The organism is Paraburkholderia bannensis NBRC 103871 (genome assembly GCF_000685015.1).
GTDB lineage: Bacteria > Pseudomonadota > Gammaproteobacteria > Burkholderiales > Burkholderiaceae > Paraburkholderia > Paraburkholderia bannensis.
The window spans coordinates 214,556-232,503 of record NZ_BAYA01000010.1; the positions used below are offsets into that span (position 1 = coordinate 214,556).

At 65.3% G+C, this 17,948-nt stretch carries 19 protein-coding genes and 1 tRNA gene; 9 read left to right on the forward strand and 11 right to left on the reverse strand.

All coding sequences use genetic code 11. The features are described 5' to 3' along the window. Window positions 1–38: 38 nt before the first annotated feature. Genes BBA01S_RS18025 through BBA01S_RS18035 form a run of 3 tightly spaced genes read right to left on the reverse strand, consistent with a single transcriptional unit; the run spans window position 39 to window position 2,742 of the window. The gene (locus BBA01S_RS18025; RefSeq protein ID WP_027817677.1) at window positions 39–1,307 is read right to left on the reverse strand and encodes an NAD(P)/FAD-dependent oxidoreductase; all 1,269 of its coding nucleotides are present in this window, start codon (window positions 1,305–1,307) and stop codon (window positions 39–41) included. A 3-nt stretch (window positions 1,308–1,310) separates the two neighbouring features. Beyond that, window positions 1,311–1,619, reverse strand: a complete 309-nt coding sequence (locus BBA01S_RS18030) for a non-heme iron oxygenase ferredoxin subunit (RefSeq protein WP_027817678.1) — start codon at window positions 1,617–1,619, stop codon at window positions 1,311–1,313. A gap of 34 nt (window positions 1,620–1,653) precedes the next feature. Beyond that, complete coding sequence (locus tag BBA01S_RS18035; protein ID WP_042297468.1) at window positions 1,654–2,742, reverse strand: fatty acid desaturase family protein; 1,089 nt, start codon at window positions 2,740–2,742, stop codon at window positions 1,654–1,656. Between the two features lie 200 nt (window positions 2,743–2,942). On the opposite strand from BBA01S_RS18035, the gene BBA01S_RS18040 reads away from it, so the two are divergent. The 4 genes from BBA01S_RS18040 (at window position 2,943) to BBA01S_RS41695 (ending at window position 7,837) form a co-directional block, all read left to right on the forward strand. Then, on the forward strand, window positions 2,943–4,001 hold the full coding sequence (locus BBA01S_RS18040) for a LacI family DNA-binding transcriptional regulator (protein ID WP_027817680.1): 1,059 nt from the start codon (window positions 2,943–2,945) through the stop codon (window positions 3,999–4,001). Between the two features lie 278 nt (window positions 4,002–4,279). Continuing rightward, a complete protein-coding gene (locus BBA01S_RS45925; protein WP_156965977.1) occupies window positions 4,280–5,584 on the forward strand; it encodes a hypothetical protein in 1,305 nt (434 codons plus the stop codon). Window positions 5,585–6,112: 528 nt separating this feature from the next. Further along, window positions 6,113–7,387 (forward strand): lytic transglycosylase domain-containing protein, encoded by a 1,275-nt coding sequence (locus tag BBA01S_RS41690; RefSeq protein ID WP_042297469.1) that lies wholly within the window; start codon window positions 6,113–6,115, stop codon window positions 7,385–7,387. Window positions 7,388–7,405: 18 nt separating this feature from the next. Further along, complete coding sequence (locus BBA01S_RS41695; protein WP_042297470.1) at window positions 7,406–7,837, forward strand: hypothetical protein; 432 nt, start codon at window positions 7,406–7,408, stop codon at window positions 7,835–7,837. Here the strand turns inward: BBA01S_RS41695 and BBA01S_RS18060 are convergent. Beyond that, entirely contained in the window at window positions 7,834–8,259 is a 426-nt protein-coding gene (locus tag BBA01S_RS18060; RefSeq protein WP_027817682.1) for a VOC family protein, read from the reverse strand. The two genes, BBA01S_RS41695 and BBA01S_RS18060, sit on opposite strands and share 4 nt — an antisense overlap. Before the next feature lie 172 nt (window positions 8,260–8,431). On the opposite strand from BBA01S_RS18060, the gene BBA01S_RS18065 reads away from it, so the two are divergent. Next, window positions 8,432–10,801, forward strand: a complete 2,370-nt coding sequence (locus tag BBA01S_RS18065; protein ID WP_027817683.1) for a bifunctional diguanylate cyclase/phosphodiesterase — start codon at window positions 8,432–8,434, stop codon at window positions 10,799–10,801. Between the two features lie 339 nt (window positions 10,802–11,140). Further along, window positions 11,141–11,797: a helix-turn-helix domain-containing protein gene (locus BBA01S_RS18075; protein WP_027817684.1), complete on the forward strand. Its 657-nt coding sequence runs from the start codon at window positions 11,141–11,143 to the stop codon at window positions 11,795–11,797. 34 nt (window positions 11,798–11,831) lie between these two features. Here BBA01S_RS18075 and BBA01S_RS18080 read toward each other — a convergent pair whose 3' ends face one another. After that, window positions 11,832–12,176 (reverse strand): DUF4148 domain-containing protein, encoded by a 345-nt coding sequence (locus BBA01S_RS18080; protein ID WP_027817685.1) that lies wholly within the window; start codon window positions 12,174–12,176, stop codon window positions 11,832–11,834. Window positions 12,177–12,445: 269 nt separating this feature from the next. Then, a complete protein-coding gene (locus BBA01S_RS41700) occupies window positions 12,446–12,997 on the reverse strand; it encodes a YbaK/EbsC family protein (RefSeq protein ID WP_042297471.1) in 552 nt (183 codons plus the stop codon). A gap of 164 nt (window positions 12,998–13,161) precedes the next feature. Between BBA01S_RS41700 and BBA01S_RS18090 the strand changes: the two genes are divergently transcribed. Together BBA01S_RS18090 and BBA01S_RS18095 are read left to right on the forward strand one after the other, a co-directional pair. Beyond that, a complete protein-coding gene (locus BBA01S_RS18090; RefSeq protein WP_027817686.1) occupies window positions 13,162–13,533 on the forward strand; it encodes a gamma-glutamylcyclotransferase family protein in 372 nt (123 codons plus the stop codon). A 73-nt stretch (window positions 13,534–13,606) separates the two neighbouring features. After that, window positions 13,607–13,684, forward strand: a tRNA-Gln gene (locus BBA01S_RS18095). A 286-nt stretch (window positions 13,685–13,970) separates the two neighbouring features. Here the strand turns inward: BBA01S_RS18095 and BBA01S_RS18100 are convergent. The 3 genes from BBA01S_RS18100 to BBA01S_RS18110 all read right to left on the reverse strand — a co-directional run bounded on the left by BBA01S_RS18100 (window position 13,971) and on the right by BBA01S_RS18110 (window position 15,547). Next, a complete protein-coding gene (locus BBA01S_RS18100; protein WP_027817687.1) occupies window positions 13,971–14,372 on the reverse strand; it encodes a DUF3597 domain-containing protein in 402 nt (133 codons plus the stop codon). Window positions 14,373–14,552: 180 nt separating this feature from the next. Beyond that, on the reverse strand, window positions 14,553–15,272 hold the full coding sequence (locus tag BBA01S_RS18105) for a hypothetical protein (protein WP_042297472.1): 720 nt from the start codon (window positions 15,270–15,272) through the stop codon (window positions 14,553–14,555). Next, window positions 15,269–15,547: a putative hemolysin gene (locus BBA01S_RS18110; protein ID WP_084162268.1), complete on the reverse strand. Its 279-nt coding sequence runs from the start codon at window positions 15,545–15,547 to the stop codon at window positions 15,269–15,271. Before BBA01S_RS18110 ends, BBA01S_RS18105 begins: the two co-directional genes overlap by 4 nt. Before the next feature lie 12 nt (window positions 15,548–15,559). On the opposite strand from BBA01S_RS18110, the gene BBA01S_RS48460 reads away from it, so the two are divergent. Further along, window positions 15,560–15,691, forward strand: coding sequence for a hypothetical protein (locus BBA01S_RS48460; protein ID WP_281176974.1), 132 nt, complete (start codon window positions 15,560–15,562; stop codon window positions 15,689–15,691). A gap of 116 nt (window positions 15,692–15,807) precedes the next feature. Here BBA01S_RS48460 and BBA01S_RS46850 read toward each other — a convergent pair whose 3' ends face one another. Continuing rightward, a complete protein-coding gene (locus BBA01S_RS46850) occupies window positions 15,808–15,969 on the reverse strand; it encodes a hypothetical protein (protein WP_156965978.1) in 162 nt (53 codons plus the stop codon). 314 nt (window positions 15,970–16,283) lie between these two features. Continuing rightward, window positions 16,284–17,732, reverse strand: coding sequence for an APC family permease (locus BBA01S_RS18120; protein ID WP_027817690.1), 1,449 nt, complete (start codon window positions 17,730–17,732; stop codon window positions 16,284–16,286). Window positions 17,733–17,948: the final 216 nt, after the last annotated feature.

Below are 17,948 nucleotides of genomic sequence, written 5' to 3' on the forward strand. Positions count from 1 at the left end.
TCTCCGTGAGTTTTAAAGGGCACTTTGATTCAAGCGCGTTAAAGCAGGCTCTTTAGCTTCACATCCGGATTCGCAAGACTTTGCGCATCGACTGGCACGGCGCGCTCCACGAGCATGCGCGCAAGCCGCATCTCCTTCGCGAAGCCTTGCAGCGTGCCGAAGCCGCTCGCCGCGACCAGTTGCCCTGCACCGTCCAGTGCGAAATGGATCTGCGACTCACCCGACAGGTCGCGCACGATGGTGCGCACGCCAAGCGCCGGTTCGCCGCTCACCTGAAGTTGCCGATCGTACTGATCCGACCAGAACCATGGCACGTCGCGATACGGCTCGCCCGCGCCGAGCATGTTGCGCGCCGCGACGCCTGCCTGCGTTTCGGCGTTGTGCCAGGTCTCCTGGCGAATGTGGTGCGTCCCGAAGCGGCTCGGAAACAGCGCGACGTCGCCCGCTGCATAGATGCCCGGCGCCGAGGTCTGCAACGTCTCGTCTACGACGATGCCGCGCGCAGTTTCAAGCCCGGTTCGGAGCCCGGTTTGGAGCCCGGTTCCACGCGCGATTTCGTCCGCCGGTTCGATGCCGATTCCAACCACCACCGTATCGGCGTCCAGCAAGTCGCCCGAATCGAGCGTGACGTCCAGCCTGCCGTCGTCGCGCTGGGCGATAGCGCGTGCGGATGCATTCAGCACCACGCGCACGCCCTGGCGCTCATGCAACGCATGCACATGCGCGCCAATCTCCGCGGGCACGCAGCGGCCCAGCAGACGCGCAGCGCCTTCCACCACGGACACCTCGCATCCACGCGCACGCGCCGACGCCGCGACCTCAAGCCCGATGAAGCCGCCTCCGATCACCACCACGCGCGCGCCTGCGCCCAGGCGCGGCGCAAGCGCCGCCGCATCGTCGAGCGTGCGCAAGCCGAACACGCCGTCGAGTTGCGCGCCGGGAATCGTGAGCCTGCGCAGGTGGCCGCCCGTCGCGAGCAACAGCGCTTCGTACGCGAAGCTTCGGCCATCGGCGAGTTGCAGCGTGCGCTCATGCGCATCGATCGACCGCACGGCGCCCACGATGTGCTCGATATCGTCGGCACGCCACGCGTCGTGCGGGCGCAGGTGACATTGCTGCGCTTCGCGCTCGCCGGTCAGCAGGCCCTTCGAGATCGGCGGGCGCTCATAGGGCAAATGCCGCTCGGCACCGATCATCGCGATGCGGCCTTTCCATCCCGCTTCACGTAGCGTCTGCGCCGCGCGGCCGCCCGCATGGCCCGCGCCGACGATCGCCATGACACGATCCCTCGCATGATCGAATGTCATCGCTCATACCTCGACCAGGATGCGGCCACCCTCGACTTTCGCGGGCCACGTCTTGAGCTTTTCGCATACGGGCGCGCACAGCGGCTTGCCGTCGCGCACGTCGAAGCGTCCGTTGTGCTTCGGGCATTCAATCACGTGCCCCATCACGAGTCCGTCGCTCAAATGCACCTGTTCGTGCGTGCAAAGACCGTCGCTTGCATACACATCGTCGCCCACGCGATAAATCGCGAAAGTGCGTCCCGCGTGATCGAAGCGCATCACGTCTTCGTCTTCGATATCGCCCAGCGCCGCCGCGTCGATCCATTGCGTCATGCTCGTCTCCGGTTTTATAGGGTGTACTGATCGATCAGGCCTGCGCGGCATCCGGAACCGGACGCGCGACGGCATACGAGGGATCGCGGGTCTGGCGCACCAGCGCCGGAATGATCTCCGCATACGCGGCAATCGTGCTGGGATACGGCGGCGGCATGTCGGCCTTCACGACTTCGTGCAATGCCGGCAGCGCATGAAACGGCACCATCGGGAACATGTGATGTTCGACGTGATAGTTCATGTTCCAGTAAAGAAAGCGGAACAGCGGATTCATGCGCACGGTGCGGCAATTGCGGCGGTGATCGAGCACGTTCTCCGGCATGCCCGCGTGCTGCGTGAGGCCGAAATAGAGGTAAAGCCACGCGCCGTAGAGACTCGGCAGGCCGATATAAAGCAACGGCAGAATCGAATGAAAGGCGATGCACGCCGCGATCACCAGTGCGTAGATCGCCAGCGAAATGCGCGCCTCGCGCACCACCTTCGGCCATTCGGAGGCCGGAATGAAGGTCTCCTCCTGCGCACCGACCTTGCCGAACGCCGCGCTCACCATCATCGGCAATTCGTGCGAGACGTGCTTGAGCGCGACCACATTGAGCGCAATGCCGAGCCAGTCGGTCGGACGCGGCGCGCCGATCTCCGGATCGCGGCCCACCACCAGCGTATCGGTATGGTGGCGCGCATGGCTCCAGCGCCAGACCGTGGCGCGCCGGAACACCTGGAATGAGGCGACCTGGTAGAGCACGTCGTTCATCCAGCGCGTCTTGAAAGCGGTGCCGTGACCGGACTCGTGCCAGCGCGAATCGGCGGGGCTGCAATAGAGCGTGCCGTAGAGGAAGAAAGCCGGGATCGCCCAGAGCGAATGCGCGTGCCAGGCCCATCCCGCCAGCGCGCCGCTCGCGACAATCGCCGCGTACCAGAGCAGCGTGTCGCGGATCGCGCGCGCGTCGCTGCGCTGCATCAATTGCTTCATGGTGGGGCGCGGCACCGCGCATTTGTACCAGTCGGCATTGACGAGGCCCGCGGCCCGTGCGCGCTCGCCTGCGCCGCCGATCAGCCGGTAGGCATCGCGCGGGCCGGGTGCAGTTTTCCGGGTGCTGTCGCCTGTGTTCTGGTTATGCGCCACCTGTGTCTCCTTGTCAGGACGGTTCCGGCCTCGTTGGGCGCGGAACGCATGTCAGGAACATAGGCCAGCGGCACCGCCGCCTCAACGGGAAAATTGACGAAATTTCGTCATTCTTTCACCATGGCCGCTCGTGGGCTGGTGAGCGCATGTCATGATCGCCACGCATCGCCCCGCAGCAACCCCATCGCCCCGGAGACGCCGTGCCCAAGGAAACGCCGCCGCGCTGGCGCAAGCGCACCGCGCGGTTCGTCGAGATCGCCGAACTGGCGGGCGTGAGCGCCACCACCGTCGACCGCGTGCTCAACGAGCGCGGCAGCGTCTCCGCGCAGACGCGCGAGCGCGTGATCGCCGCCGCGAAGCAACTGGCCGTGCCGCGCATGCTGCCCGACACCCAGCACGGCCTCGTCCATATCGACGTGATGGTGCCGGGCAGCGACTCGCCGTTTTTCAGCCGCCTGCGCGAAGCGCTGCAACGCTCGGCGCAAATGCTCGACCGGCGCGTGATCGTGCATCGCACCATGCTGTCCAGCGCCGACGAAGCGCGCCTGCCCGCCTCGATCGGACGCTCGCGTCATCGCCGCGCCGCGCTGATCGTCACGGCCCAGGACACGCCCGAGGTGCGCGCCGCGCTCGCAGCGGCGATCGCACGCGGCGAGGCCGTGGTGACGATGGTCACCGACATCGGCGGCATCGACCGGCTGCATTACGCGGGCATCGACAACCTGCGCGCCGGTCATACCGCCGGGTATTTTCTGGGGCGTCTGGCCAGGCCCGGCCGCGTGCTGCTGCTGCCCGCGCGGCTCGACTACCGTGCACATGCGGATCGCATCGAAGGCTGCCGCACCCACATCGCGCGTCACTTCGATCATCTGGTCTGCGAGGCCGCGTCGCTGGAATCGCTCGATGAGGACGACCGCTGCTACCGCGCCGTGAGCGCAGCGATCCGGCGCGGCAACCTCACCGGCATCTACAACACGGGTTACGGCTCGGCGGGCGTCGAAGCCGCGCTGCGCAAAGCGGGACTTGCGGGCAAGGTGACGTGGATCGGCCACGAGATGTTCGACGCGCACCGCCAGTACATCGACGCCGGCATCATGGACATTGCCATCGACCAGGATCCGGACGGCCAGGTGATTGCCGCGCTCCAGCATGCGCTGCACGCGTGCGGCATCGTCGAGCGCACGAGCGCCGGCGAACCCGTCGAGTTCCGCGTGTTCTGCTCCGCGAACGTGCGACAGAGCGCCTATCTGCGGCCCTGACAAATCTTGTCGAATATCAAGCGACAGCAAAATTGCGACCGTCCAGCGTGCCGCCACCCCGCCGGACGCTGAAATTCGGATTTTTCGGGTATTTCCAAAGACAGATTTATCCCATCCTAGACCAACGGTAGCGCAACGCTCCCGGCAGCGTGAATCCACTGCGCGAATTTATGCGCGGATCCACGACAAGAATCCACTGCATGAGGCCATGACGGCGATCGCCAGTCCGACAGACCCTGGCACATCGCCTCATTTCATTCATAAGGATGACAAACTAAATGCCCATTTCTCCGTTGACCAGCGACCCGACGCCTCATAGCGCGCCCAAGAGACGACGCGGCGCGCAGACGTCCTCACCCACGCCCGCGCGCCGCCCCCGCCGCGACGGCCGCGGCCGCCCTCCGCGCTATGCGTGGCCGCCGGAAACCGTTGCACTGCTCGGCACCATGACCGACGCGCGGGTCGCCGAAATCACCGGCGCATCGCTGCCCACGGTCAGCGCCAAGCGGCGCGAGCTTGGCATCGAGTCCGCGCGCGAGCGCGGTATCGTCGGCCATCGCTGGACGCGCGAGGAAATCGCGCTGCTCGGCACGATTACCGATACGGAGGCGGCGCGGCGCTTCGGCGTCGTGCCACAGACGGTCGGCGCGATGCGGCAGAAACTCGGCATCGCACCCCGGACGCGCGCCATCGTCCTGAGCGCGCAAACGCTCGCGCGGCTCGGCAGGCAAAGCGATGCGTCGCTGGCGCAGCAGGTCGGCGTGAGCACCGGCGTGATCCAGCGTGCGCGTCTCGCGCGGGGCATCGCCAGCTGCAAATCGGTTCACTTCTGGACAGATGAGGAAGTCGCGCTGCTCGGCACCATGTCCGACGCGAAGCTCGCGCGGCGGCTCGATCTGTCCGAGACGGTCGTGAACAAGAAGCGGCGGCGCCTCGGGATCGAACGCGCGCGGCATCACTGGAGCGAAGAGGAACTGGCGCTGCTGGGCACGCTGCCCGATGCGCAGATCGCGAGGCGCGTCGGCCTTTCGACGGTGAGCGTGCGCCTGCAGCGCCGCAAGCTGGGTCTGGCGGCGGTCGCCGATCGCGGCCCGAGGCGGCCACGCAACTGGAACACGCTGGCGGCCGCGCGGCTTTACCACGCACAAGGCGGTGCGCTGCCCGGCAACTGGCAGGAGGAAGGCGTCGCGCTGCTCGGCGTCGTACCCGACCTGGAACTGGCGTGGCGCTTCGGCAAGAGCTACAACGCCGTGCGCTACGAACGCGTGAAACGGGGCCTTCCCGCCGTGCGCTCGCGCCGTCAATGGACTGACGAGCAGATCGCCTTGCTTGGCACGGTGAGCGATGCCGTCGTCGCGGAGCAGATCGGTTGCAGCAATACCACCGTGTACAAGAAACGCACCGAATTGGGCATTGCGCCGGTACGCCATCAATGGCAGCAAGACGAGATCGCGCTGCTCGGCAAGATTTCGGATTTCGAACTCGCGAAGCGTATCGGCTTATCGGCCAAGACGGTTAATCTGAAGCGACGGGCGCTGGGCATTCAGGCTTTACGCCGCCCGCCGGGTCGGGAGCGGAATTAATCCAGAAGATCTCACCAAAGTTCACGGGTATGAAAAAAACAAAAGAACGCGTGAACTTTTGGCTTTTCCGGTCAAGCGACCAGTAAGGCGATTAACAGCAGCTTCGATAAACCGCGCGTGAAAAAAATGCCGCAAGCCAATGCACATGGCATATGACGGGATTTTTTACCGGCACTTCTTCATGATCGACCAGAACCGCGCCAGCTCTACCTGAACGCTGTGTCTGTTCATCGCATCGCCAGCCAGATAATTCACCCGCCATATTATTCGTCTTACCATCTATCCTGATCTGGCGAATTCAAATTAAAATACCGCACCGCGGGATTTAACGCACGTACACAAGAACAGCAGCATAAAATACCTGCCCGCGGCAAACCGGCAAAAATGACGAAAGCACAGCCTGCGGTCATTTTTGTTAAATGTGCCGACGTGCGATTTAAAAAAACCACACCATGACCGGGGAGTGTCACCGACAAATAAAACGATCGCCGCCGCACGGCGAAATATTACGTATAGACCAGACCAATCATGCAGTGCCCGACCTCGCCCTTGCTACGCCCTGTTCCGCCTCAGTCCATCGCGCTTGCCGCGCTGCTGATCGCCACGCCCGGCCTCGCCCTCGCCGATTGCATCGACGACGCGGCCGCGTTCCAGCACGTCAACGTGAGCCTCATGCGCGCCATCGCGCAGGTGGAGTCCGGCACCCAGACCAATGTCGTCAACCGCAACAGCAACGGCACGGTCGATATCGGCCTCATGCAGATCAACAGTTCGTGGCTGCCGCGCCTCGCGCAGGTGGGCATCACGCAACAGAGCCTCTACGATCCTTGCACGAATGCCTACGTCGCCGCCTGGATTCTCGCGGAGAACATCCGCCAGTTCGGCCCGACCTGGAATGCGATCGGGGCGTATAACGCGGCTTCGCCCGACAAGCGTCTGGCCTACGCGCAAAAGGTCTACGCCACCGCGCAATCCATCACCAGTTCGCCGGACTCGCCCATGCCCATCCTCCCGCCCTCGTATACGCCGCCCGCGGGTGGCTACAACCCGTTTTCGAATCTCGAAGTCACGCAGGTACGCATGAACGCGCCGCGCACGACACAATCGGCGCCAGCGGCCCTGCCCGCTTCGCAGGCCATCGCGCAGGGGGCGGCGCCCGGTGCTTACAGCTTTGGCTGGACGGTGAGCGGCGCGGACGACGTGAAGCCCGTGCAGGTGTTCGACGATGGCGCGAAGGTCTATGTGCAGTTCAGCGACATGAAGCGCCCGCCCGCGATTTTCGCGGACACGCCGCGCGGCCGCGTGCTGCTGCGCTGGGAGGCGCAGCCGCCCTATGCCGTGATTTCGTCGCTGGAGCGCACGCTGATTTTCCAGATCGGCACGACCGAAGCGCGCGCGCAAAAGACCGCGAATGGCGATGCGGGGCGTCCCGCGGCAGCGGGCGCGCAGGCGGCCGTGCTGCCCACGGCGAACACCGCCACGGCGCCTGGACAGGAGAAAGCCGCCAGCACGCGCGGCGCTTCCGCGCCGTCGACGGATGCGCTCTGGTATCTCTCGGTGCCGCGCCAGGGGACGCAGGTGCAGGCTCAGGTACAGCCACAAGCCCAAGCGCAGGTACAAACTCAGGTACAAGCGCAGGCACCGCTTCCGCCCGCGCCAGCCGCCGACAAGGCTGCGCAGTCCGCCGCGCCAGGCGCCGTCTGGCCCGTTGCGCAGACGCCTTCCGCCAGGCCTTCTGCCCCGGCCAAACCCGCGGCGACCAACACCCCAGGGACTGGCGCCCTGTGGTACGTCACGAAGTGACATCGACTTAACGGCACCATGTACGGCAAGAAACCCCTCAGCAAGTCGATGTTGTTGCCCGGTTCGCCCGCGTCGGTTCAGGATCGTGTGCTGCGCATCCACCTCGCGCTCGCGGCGCTGCTGTCCGGCAAGGGCAACGGCCACCAGATGGCCGTGCTGATCGAAACCGCCTATCTCACGTGGTTCTTGTGCGATGCCGGGGTCTGTCATGCGGATCACGCCGACTTTAAGGATATCGAACGAATGATCGGCAACACAGCGCACGATACCGCGCTCGACCTCTACGCGCTGCGCGAGGACGACAAGGCGCTCGCCGCGTGGCTGCTCGACCTGCATGAACGGCAATTGCGGCGCGCGCCGGTGTTCACGGTGCTCAAGGCGCAGGAGCGGCTTGCCCATTTCGCACGCAGCTCGCGCGCCGCCCCCTGGGAGCGCCAGCCCGCCAGTTAAGCCGCTGGCGTCCCTGCCGCGTGTACTGCCTGTGCCGCGTGGCAGACGGCCTCGACGCGATTGCCCGCCGGATCCACCAGAAAAGCCGCGTAGTAGTCGCGGTGATAGTGCTCGCGCAGGCCCGGCTCGCCATCGGAGCGGCCACCCGCCGCGAGTCCGGCTGCAAAGAACGCGTCGACCTGGGCGCGCGTCGCGGCCTTGAAGCACCAATGCCGCTTGTTTTGCGCGATTTCGCTTGCGTCCAGGTACACCGCGAGGCAGCTCGAAGCGGTATCGCTGGCATCGCAACGTTCGCCGTAACCGAGCGCCGTGGCGCGGTCGTACACCTTGCGCGCGCCTAGCGCTGTCATGATCGCGTCATAAAACGGCCGCGCCGCGTCAAGATCGGGCACGCCGATCGATACATGGTCGAGTAGTTGCATACGCATGGGTTCCCGTTGAGATCGGGCCCATTCTAAACGGACATTTCGGCGATTCCCGCCGGGCGCGTCGTCCCACAAGCGCGACGTCTTTTGGCGTGCATATCCGCAAAGCACCCCCGGCGGCTATACTGGGCCCTCATTTTTTGTCCGACAAATCGCCGGAGTGCGAGTCATGGGGTCTTCCGTCTTTCCTCTACCGGCCAACGCGGCCGAACGAAATCGATTCCACGCGCGCTCGCTCCAGCATCAGCGCCCGCTTTCGTTCGTCACCATGGCGCTGTCCATCGGCGCTTATGTGCTGTTCGCGGCGGCGCGTGCGCAACTGGTCAACGCAGCCGCTGCGCCGTATCCGTTCTGGATCGCCGCACTCGGGGGCGTGGGCCTCTTGCTGCTGGTGCTCGCCATTCCGCGTACACGCACCACGGCGGAATTCGGGCTGATCGGCGTGGCTTACGTGGTCATCATGCAGCTTGCCGCCAATGCGCTCGTGCGCGGCACCGACGACCCGCTCGTCTGGATGACGCCCGCCGTCGTGGCGATCACGCTCTGCGCCGCGCCGCTGTGGCTCACGCCGCGCCACTTCGCGCTGGGCAGCGTGTGCTACTACGCGGCGACGCTGCCTTTCGTGCTCGGCCTGCCCCATGACGCCGCGCAACTGGCGATCTTCGGCGTGTGGGTCGCCATCGCGTTCACGACGGCCATCGTGTTTCACTTCGGCTTCTATCACTTCCGCTATCGCCATTTCAGGCTTGAAGAGACGCTCACGGCGCTCGCCGCCACCGACGCGCTGACCGGCGTGATGAACCGCCGCGCCTTCCTGGACGAGGCGGCGCGCTTCATGGCCGAACGGCGCAAGGCGGGCCGCGCCGTCACGCTGCTGTTCATCGATATCGACCAGTTCAAGTCGATCAACGAGCAATTCGGCCACGGCGCGGGCGACAAGGCGCTGCAAAACGTGGCCGACGCCATCGTGCAGCACGCGCCCGAGGGCGCGCTGATCGCGCGCATGGGCGGCGAGGAATTCGTCGTGCTGGCCGAGGAGCAGCCGCCCGTGCCCATCGCCGGGCTGGCGCAGTCGCTGCGCCACGCGATTTCGCAGATCGAGCGGCCCGACGGCTTCGTGACCGTGAGCATCGGCGTCGCGCACATGCAAGGCGATAACAGCGAGACCGGCGATGATCTCGCGGCACTGCTCGAACGCGCGGACGAAGCGCTGTTCCGCGCCAAGCAGGCCGGGCGCAACCAGGTGGCCTTCGAACGCGGCGCGGCGCTGGTGGCGGTGCGCAACACGGCGGGCAGCGACGCTCCTCGGGAGCCCGTTGCGCACGCAACCAGCTCGCGCCTGCGCTGGCGCAACGTCACGCTGGTGTCGCATTTCCAGCCGCTCTGGAGCCTGCCGCGCGAAAAACTCATCGGCATCGAGGCGCTGCTGCGCGGCGAAGACGACCAGGGCGACATGGTGCCGCCGGTCGTGCTGTTCGGCGGCCTGTCGGCGCACGAGTTGCGCGAACTCGACGTGCTCGCCCATCGCTGCCACCTGCAAAGCGCGGCGGGCCGCATGCCCGAGGGCGCGCGCCTGTTCCTCAATATCCTGCCCTCCACCTTCATCCTGCCGGGCTATGAGGCCGAGCTTGCGCGCATGGTCGATGCGGCCGGCCTCGCGCCCGGTGACATCGTGCTGGAACTGCTCGAATCCGACGATGCGGGCCCCGACGCGCTGTCGCTGGCCGCCAACCGGTATCGCGACTGCGGCTTCCTGATCGCCGTCGATGACTTCGGCGCGCGCTATTCGAATCTCGACCGCCTGCTGCGTATCCAGCCCGACCTCGTCAAGCTGGACGGCGAACTGATTCGCGCGCGCAACCGGCGCTCGGGCCGCCCCTTGCTGCGCGACCTGGTCACGCTGCTGCATCAGTCGGACATCGTCGTCGTGGTCGAGGGCGTCGAAACCACCGAGGAACTCGTGCTGGCCGTCGATGCCAAGGTCGATATCGCCCAGGGCTTCCTGCTCGGGCGCCCCAACGCGGCGCTCGCGCCGGCCAACACCACGCCCACGCGCATCGACCATGCCTTCGACCTGGCCGCCGAAGCCCGCGCGGTGCGCATGAGCCGCTTCGATTGCGCGATCCGCCCGTGGCTCGCCGATCTCGCCGAGGCCAGCCGCCAGGTGCAGTCGGGCACGCCGTATTCCGAATCGCTCGCCAAGCTGCTGGCCGGCGCGCAATGCGTGCGCGCCTTCGCCCTCGGCCCGGCGGGGCGGCCGACGCTGTTCGAGGCGCGCGGCGCGGCCCGCACCGAACCGCCGCTGAGCCTGCACAACGGCAGCGACGCAGCGGGCGGGCGCTGGGATCATCGCGCGTTCTTCTGGAAGGCCGCGCGCAACAACGGCCAGGCGGTCTATTCCGGCCCGATGCTCTCGCCGCTGACGAGCTGCCTGTGCGTGATCGCGTCGATTGCAATTGAGGTGGGCAACCAGCAGGTGCTGATCGCCGTCGAACTGGACTGGGCTTCGCCCGACCTGCCGTGGCCGGAAGCGGCTTGAGTCTGCTTGAGGCGGCTTGAGGCGGCTTGAGCACGCTCGAAACCGTGGCGGCGTGCCACATCGATGCACGATGGATGTTGTTTTCGATGCATGGCGGCGCTAGCACGATCGCGCAAAGCGCCGCCTGACAAGGCTCCAACAATGCCGTCGCCCAGGCGCGTCATTTTGACGCCTATTTAACCTTACTCTGTAAGGGGACAATAATCCGGAACCGATCAGAGGAGTGTTTCGATGCTGTCCCCTACCGCGGTATCCCAAGTCGCCGTACGTCGCGTCAACCCGGCCAGCCTCGCGCCCGCGCCAGCCCGACAGACGGCCGCACGCTGCTCCGCCTGCGCCATGCGCCATCTGTGCATGCCGCAAGGACTCGCCTCCGACGACATCCCCAAGCTCGAAGCCCTGATTTGCAGCGTGCGCAAAGTGCGCCGCGGCGAAGCGCTCTACCGCGCGGGCGACCGCTTCGACAACCTCTACGCCGTGCGCTCCGGCTCGCTCAAGACGCTGATCGTGCATCGCGACGGCCGCGAGCAGATCACCGGCCTGCAACTGGCGGGCGAGGCGCTCGGCCTCGACGGCATTGCGAACGATACGCACGCCTTTAGCGCGATCGCGCTGGAGGACAGCTCGATCTGCACGCTGCCCTATGCCGCGCTCAAGAACCTGTGCCGCGAGACCGTGACGATGCAGGATCGCCTGCATCGCCTGATGGGCGACCAGTTCAACCGCGAGGCCTCGCAGATGATGGTGCTGGGCTCGCTCTCCGCCGAGGAGCGCGTGGCCAACTTCCTGCTCGACGTGTCGGAGCGCAACTGGCAGCGCGGCTATTCGCACGCCGAATTCCACCTGCGCATGTCACGCGAAGATATGGGCAGCTATCTGGGCATTACGCTGGAAACCGTGAGCCGCATCCTGTCGCGCTTCCAGAAGCGCAACCTGATCGACGCACAGGGCAAGCTGATCCGCATTGTCGATATCGAGGGCCTGCGCGCGCTGTAAATCGCGCACGCAGCGCCACCCGGTCACGCATGCCTCAGGGGTGCGCGAAGATCGGGCCGAGTCCGGGCACGTCGTCCTGCGTCTGGGTGAACGACGTCTTCGATGCCGCGCCCGATGCCGACGAGCCATTCGCCACGCCGCCGTAGGCCGATCCTGCGTTCTGCGCATTCTGCGCATCCACCCGGGCCTGGGCGGCCTGGATGTCATCCGGATAGTGCAGGTCGTTGCGCGCGGGGGTGTAGCCCGCCTTTTCGAGTTGCACGAGTTCGGCCTGCACCTGGGCGCGCGTGAGCGGCTGGTTAGCCTGGCTTGCCTGCGCGAACGCAGCGACGGGAGCGACCATGGCAACGGCAACGATAAGCGACTGGATGAGCTTCATGACGGGCACCTTTGAGTGAGAGTGAAGTTCGGCGCGCACCACCCGGCGTGGAGGGCGCTGCGCCGCTTCCAGCAGCGGCGTTTCGCGGGGCGTTGCGTCGCTGGCTGGCATGGGTGTATTTGACGCCCCCAACGTATCGGGCATGTTTGCGCCAACCCGCCTTTACGCAAGCGTTCTTGTCCCAACGCACTGCCGATACATAGCGATACAAAACGCCCAGGCCACTGCCCCCAAATTGCACCTGAAGCCTCTCCAGCAAGGCGACTTAGTCAGGATGCCTTTTCAATTGCATCATCTTCGAAGACGAGTGGCGCGATATCGACATTGGGCAGTTGCTCCAGCAACGCAGGCGCCAGCAGCAGCTTGGTCGCCCGCACGCCCGCGCCCATCACGATGCGCTCGCGCGCCATCACGGCGCTGTCCACCAGCACGACCCAGTCGGCAGGCACGCCAAACGCCGTGATGCCGCCAAACTCCATGCCCGTGAGTTCGACTGCCTGCTCGCGCTTCGCGAACGACAGGCGTTGCGCGCCCAGACGCGCTTTTACCGCGCCATTGACGTCCAGACGGCGCGAGCCGAGGGTCACCACGGCGGCGTGGTGCTCCGCGCCGTCGCGCTTGTAGCGCAGCACCAGGGTGTTCGCGCAGTCTTCGAGGCCGAAGCCATAACGTTCGCTGAACTGCGCGGTATCGGATGCGTCGTCGTCCACCGTGAAGACCGTCACGCCCTGCGCGGGAAGACGGGCCATCACGCCGCGCGGAACATGATGTTCGCGTTGAGCGTCCGGGACGATATCGAGGCGATGATGCGGGGCTTCCATGAGCTTGATGTCTCCAGTGATTGCCGGTGATTCGTGGTGGTTACCGGGCATTGTATCGATTGCAGTCCCGCCGGCGAGCGCGTGAAACGATCCCTATAATCACGGAGGATTCTGCGCTTTTCCCCTCTCTCATCCTCTCGCACCTTCACATACCCTCACGCACCATGACCATCGATCCCAAATACTCCGAGCGCCTCTTCTCCTATGGCACCTTGCAGCTCGAACAGGTGCAGATCGCCACTTTCGGCCGCAAGCTCGACGGCCAGAGCGACGACATGCCGGGCTTCTCGCTGACGATGCTGAAGATCGAAGATCCGCAGGTCGTCGCGACGAGCGGCAAGACCCATCACCCTGTCGTCGCCTGGACGGGCAATCCCGCCGACCGCGTCAACGGCGCGGTGTTCGCCATCACGCCGGAAGAACTCGCCCAAGCCGATGAGTATGAAGTCGCGGCCTACCGGCGCGACCGGGTCACGCTCGCATCGGGCGTGGCGGCATGGGTGTATGTGGACGCGAATTCGCCGCGCCCCGCCTGACGATTTTTTTGAGGGCGTTCGCAACGCCCTCTTTGCTTTTTTCAAATCCTTTGGTAGTATCTCGCCCCTACGTAGGGGAGTCGCCAAGCTGGCCTAAGGCACCGGATTTTGATTCCGGCATTCGAAGGTTCGAATCCTTCTTCCCCTGCCACCCAATTCCCTGATGCCCTGGATCGATCCAGGCGCCTCTTTGTTGCAGCCGAGCCGTTTCAAAAGCGCGCTCGCACGCACAGACACCATTTCCGAATCTGCAGATTATTTCGTCTCGCTACGCTATTCCAACGGCGTGGGCGACGGACTGACTTATCGCAGGATGCGTTTGTCAGCGAGCTGCAACCCATAAAAAAACGCGCCGCGGGAACGTCTCCCGCGGCGCGTTTTTCTGCACTATCTAGCGCCGCCTCGCCCTTACGGACTTACGCGGCACTTCAACCGAATCAACCCGCCAGATCGGCCGGCAGCTTGCCGCCGTTCGCGGCCAGCGCGGCCATCACCTGCTTGTGCAGCCAGATGTTCATGCTGGCGGAATCGTTCATGTCGCCCGAGTACTTGAGCTCCTGCGCGAGCTGCTTGCGGTGGTCAAGGCTGCTGTCCACGCCAAGCGCCTTCATGGTATCGACGATCGACACGCGCCAGTTCAGCGTCTGGCCGCTCTCCGACACGAACTGATCCATCACGGCGGCAACGTCGACGTCGCTCAGCGGCGCAGGCGCCGGTGCGGCATCGGGGGCGGCGGCCTGGGCGGCTGCAGGATCCGGCGTCGGCTCGACGGCCGGCGGCGTCTCGTCAGGTTTGGCCTTGTGGAACAGCTTGTTCACGATATCGCCAAAGATGCTCATTTGCTTGACTCCTATGGGGTTACTGGTTGCCGAGGCGGCGCCGCAGCGCCGTCTTTACCTCGTCAGGCGAAGTATGCCGTAGCATCGAAAATCGCCGTCCTAAAAACGTCCTGAAATGTGCCTGTCACATGCACGATGTTTGCGATCGCCTGGGCCTACCCGTCGCCCCTGCCTGTGCGCTCACCGGATATCGCAGATCAGTTGCAGCACGGCCTGCGCGCGTTCCAGCGGCAGTTCGCTGATCGACAGATGCACCGTGCCCGCCTGCTCGCTTTCGACCTTCACGTCGATCTGCGGCCCGCCCGTCACGAGACGCGGCAGCACCACCGAACGATGTCCCGTCCATTCGGTGCTATGCAGCCCGATGCTCGCGAGCAGCGTGGGCATGATGAAGCCGTGCGCAGGCGGCGCGATGTGGTAGCCGCGTACGCCAACCTGCGCGTAAGCGGCGTTCGCCGATCCCTGCGCTCCACGCTGGGCGCGAATCCGTTCGAGCACCTCGATATAGCCCGGCACCAGACGCCCCTTGATCTCCTCGGCGAGGCGGCTCGCTTTCTTGGTGAGCGACAGCGTGATCGTGCGCCGATAGCGGGTCGCGCGCAGGGCGTCGGCACTGAGGTAATCGGCCGTGCGCATCGGCACGCCGCCGAGCGCCAGCATGCACTCCACCACGACGCGCCCCAGCGCCTCTGGCGGCGAAAAGCGCAGCAGCAACGCGGCATCCGGATCGACGTTAGGCAGGCGCACGACCCAGGCGCGCGACTTCGGCATGGAGGCGGCATGATCGATTTGCGCGCACAGGGCATGCGCGAGCACCTGTGCGTCGCCGCTGTAATCGCCGCGGTAACTGGCTGGGTTGCCGCGCTCGCCGTAATCGCGATTCACGGTCGGCGAGCTCATTGCGCGGCCGCCTGGCACTCGCCGCGCAGCAAGGCCCACTCTTCGCATTGATGGCCGTTGGGCAGCTTGCACAGGCCCACCTGCCCTTCGGCCGTCTGGACGATCTGGAGGGTGCCGCCGTTGTGGATGCAGTTGACCGACGCAGGGTTGGCGAGCGCGGCCTGCTGTCGCGCGGGGCTTTGTGCGCTGGTGGGCAGCGGCTGCGCACACGCTGCGCTAGCGCAGCAAAGCGCGACGAACGCGGAAATCGTGCTGGGGAAGTGGATTGTTTTCATGTTGGCCACCAGGTGAGCAAGCGTTTCGATACGCCGCCGGAAGCGGGAGAGGGTTTCAGGTACTGGCGAACCCTGGCGGCGAGCACGACGGGCCTCCTGAAGATCGACGATCGTCCGCAACGACCGAAGCCCGTGCATGGTTGACGTTACAACATGCGCCGCGCGGCTGCGCGCCAGGCGTCGTGAATTCGGAATTTACTGACCCGCCGCGAGGCGACGGGTAGAAGCTCGATCAAACCCCCAGCGACACGATGGCGCGGCTACTTCCTGATGGCCGCCGTCACCACGATGTATTCGCCGGGGTGGCGCTGCTTGAGAAGAACCCAGGCCTGGTCGATGGCGGCGTCTCCCGATACGGCGTCGACCCGGATCGCGGAGCCGATGTCCGTCGTGGTGTTCATGTGGCGGTGAGTGTATTTCACGATGAAAGCCGGCATATCTTCCTCGAATGTCTGTTGCGGTATACGCGAGCCAAACCTGACGGCCAACTTGGGGCCGATGAGATTTCGGCGAGTGTATCGCTGTGACCCTGAATTCGATACCGCGACCCACACTGTTTGACATTGCCGCCGACGCCAGCCTGCCTCCACTCGCCACGGGCCTTGCGCAGAGAATCGAAAAAATGTTTCCGATCGTTGAAGCACCCCATGCGGGCATTGCAATCGCCGTGCCCTGAGCCGTAAACGCAGTGCGGCCCGTCATCGACGGGCCGCACTTCACCGCTTCAAGCGCTCAATTACAGGCGCGAATTGCCGAGTCGCCCGTAAGCCGCCGGATCGCGCTGCTTCAACCGGCGCGCCAGATACACGCCAATCACCGCGAACACCGGCAGCAGCGCCGTCAACGCATACGAGAGCGTTGCGCCCGCGCCCGTGAGCAGCGGGAAGTTGGCGACCGCGAGCATCAACACGACGGCCAGCGCGATCCCCGAAATCACCGGGAACCACACGACGCGCAACGCGCCTTCCTGACGTACCGTTTGGCGGCGGAAGAACACGAACACCGCCGCCGACGCCAGCGTCATCAACGCGATGATGCACAGCGTCGCGACATTGGTGAGCCACGAGAACAGCGTCAGCACCGGATCGGCGTGCGCGACGATGAAGACGAGCACCACCACTGCCGCAATCGCCGATTGCCACAGCGAACCGCGATGGGGGCTGCAATGCACCGCATGCGTGCGGCCCAGCGACTTCGGCAGCAGCCCTTCGCGGCCGCTCGCAAAGAAGTAACGCGCCGCCGAGTTGTGGAACGCGAGCAGGCCCGCGTACACGCTCGTGATGAACAGCACGCTCATCGCCGCCGTGAGCGTGCTGTTGGCGTAGTGATCGGAAAGCGTATAGAGGAACGTGGTCGGATCCTGCAACGCGCTGAGCGTCTTGACGATATCGTCCGCGCCCGCGCCGATCACCATGCACCAGACCGAGAACGCGTAGAAGCCGCCGATCAGCAGTACTGAGATGTAGGTCGCGAGCGGCACCGTGCGCTGCGGGTCTTTCGCTTCCTCGCTGTAGATCGTGGTCGCCTCGAAGCCGATGAAACTCGCGAAGCAGAACAGGAAGCCGAGCGCGGGCGTGCCGCCAAGGAACACGCGCGGCGTGAACGACACGGCATTCACGCCATGTGCGCCGCCGCTCTTGAGGATCGCGAGATCGAGGATCAGCACGACCACGTACTCGCCCAGCACGAGCAGCGACAGCACCTTGGCCGACAAATCGATCTGCCGGTACCCGAGCACGGCGATGCTCGCCATCGCGGCGAGCGAACAGACCCACCACGGCGCATTCAGGCCGAAATGGGTCTGCAGGAAGCCCGACGCCACCGCGCCGAACATGCCATACAGGCCGATCTGCATGGTGTTGTAGCCGAGCAGCGCGAGCAACGCCGCCGCGCCGCCCGCCGTGCCGCCCAGCCCGCGCGCGGTGAACGCGTAGAAGCCGCCCGCATTCGTGACGTGACGCGACATCGCCGTATAGCCCGCCGCGAACAGCAGCAGGATCACGACGGTGGCGATCAGCAGCGCAGGCGTGCCCGCACCGTTGCCGAGCATGATGCCGATGGGAAAGCCGCCCGCAATGGCCACGAGCGGCCCGGCGGCGGAGATGACGAAAAAGACGATGAAGCCCAGACCGAGGGCGCCTTTGCGTAGTTCGGTCGAGGGCGTGGGTTCTGCCGCGACGTTCATGTATCTCGCTCCGATGAGTAGTAGTCGTCCCGCGGCGCATGATGTGCCGGGTGTCGGGAACCACTGTAGGGAGTCAAAATTGACTGGCGGCAGCACAAATCGGCAAGCCGCGCGGCGCGGGGCCAGAACCAGGGTTAGTCGGGAGCAGAAAGACGGGAAAACCGCGCCCTGCCGAAAGCAGAACGAAAAGGAACGCGATGGAGCGCGATGGAGCGT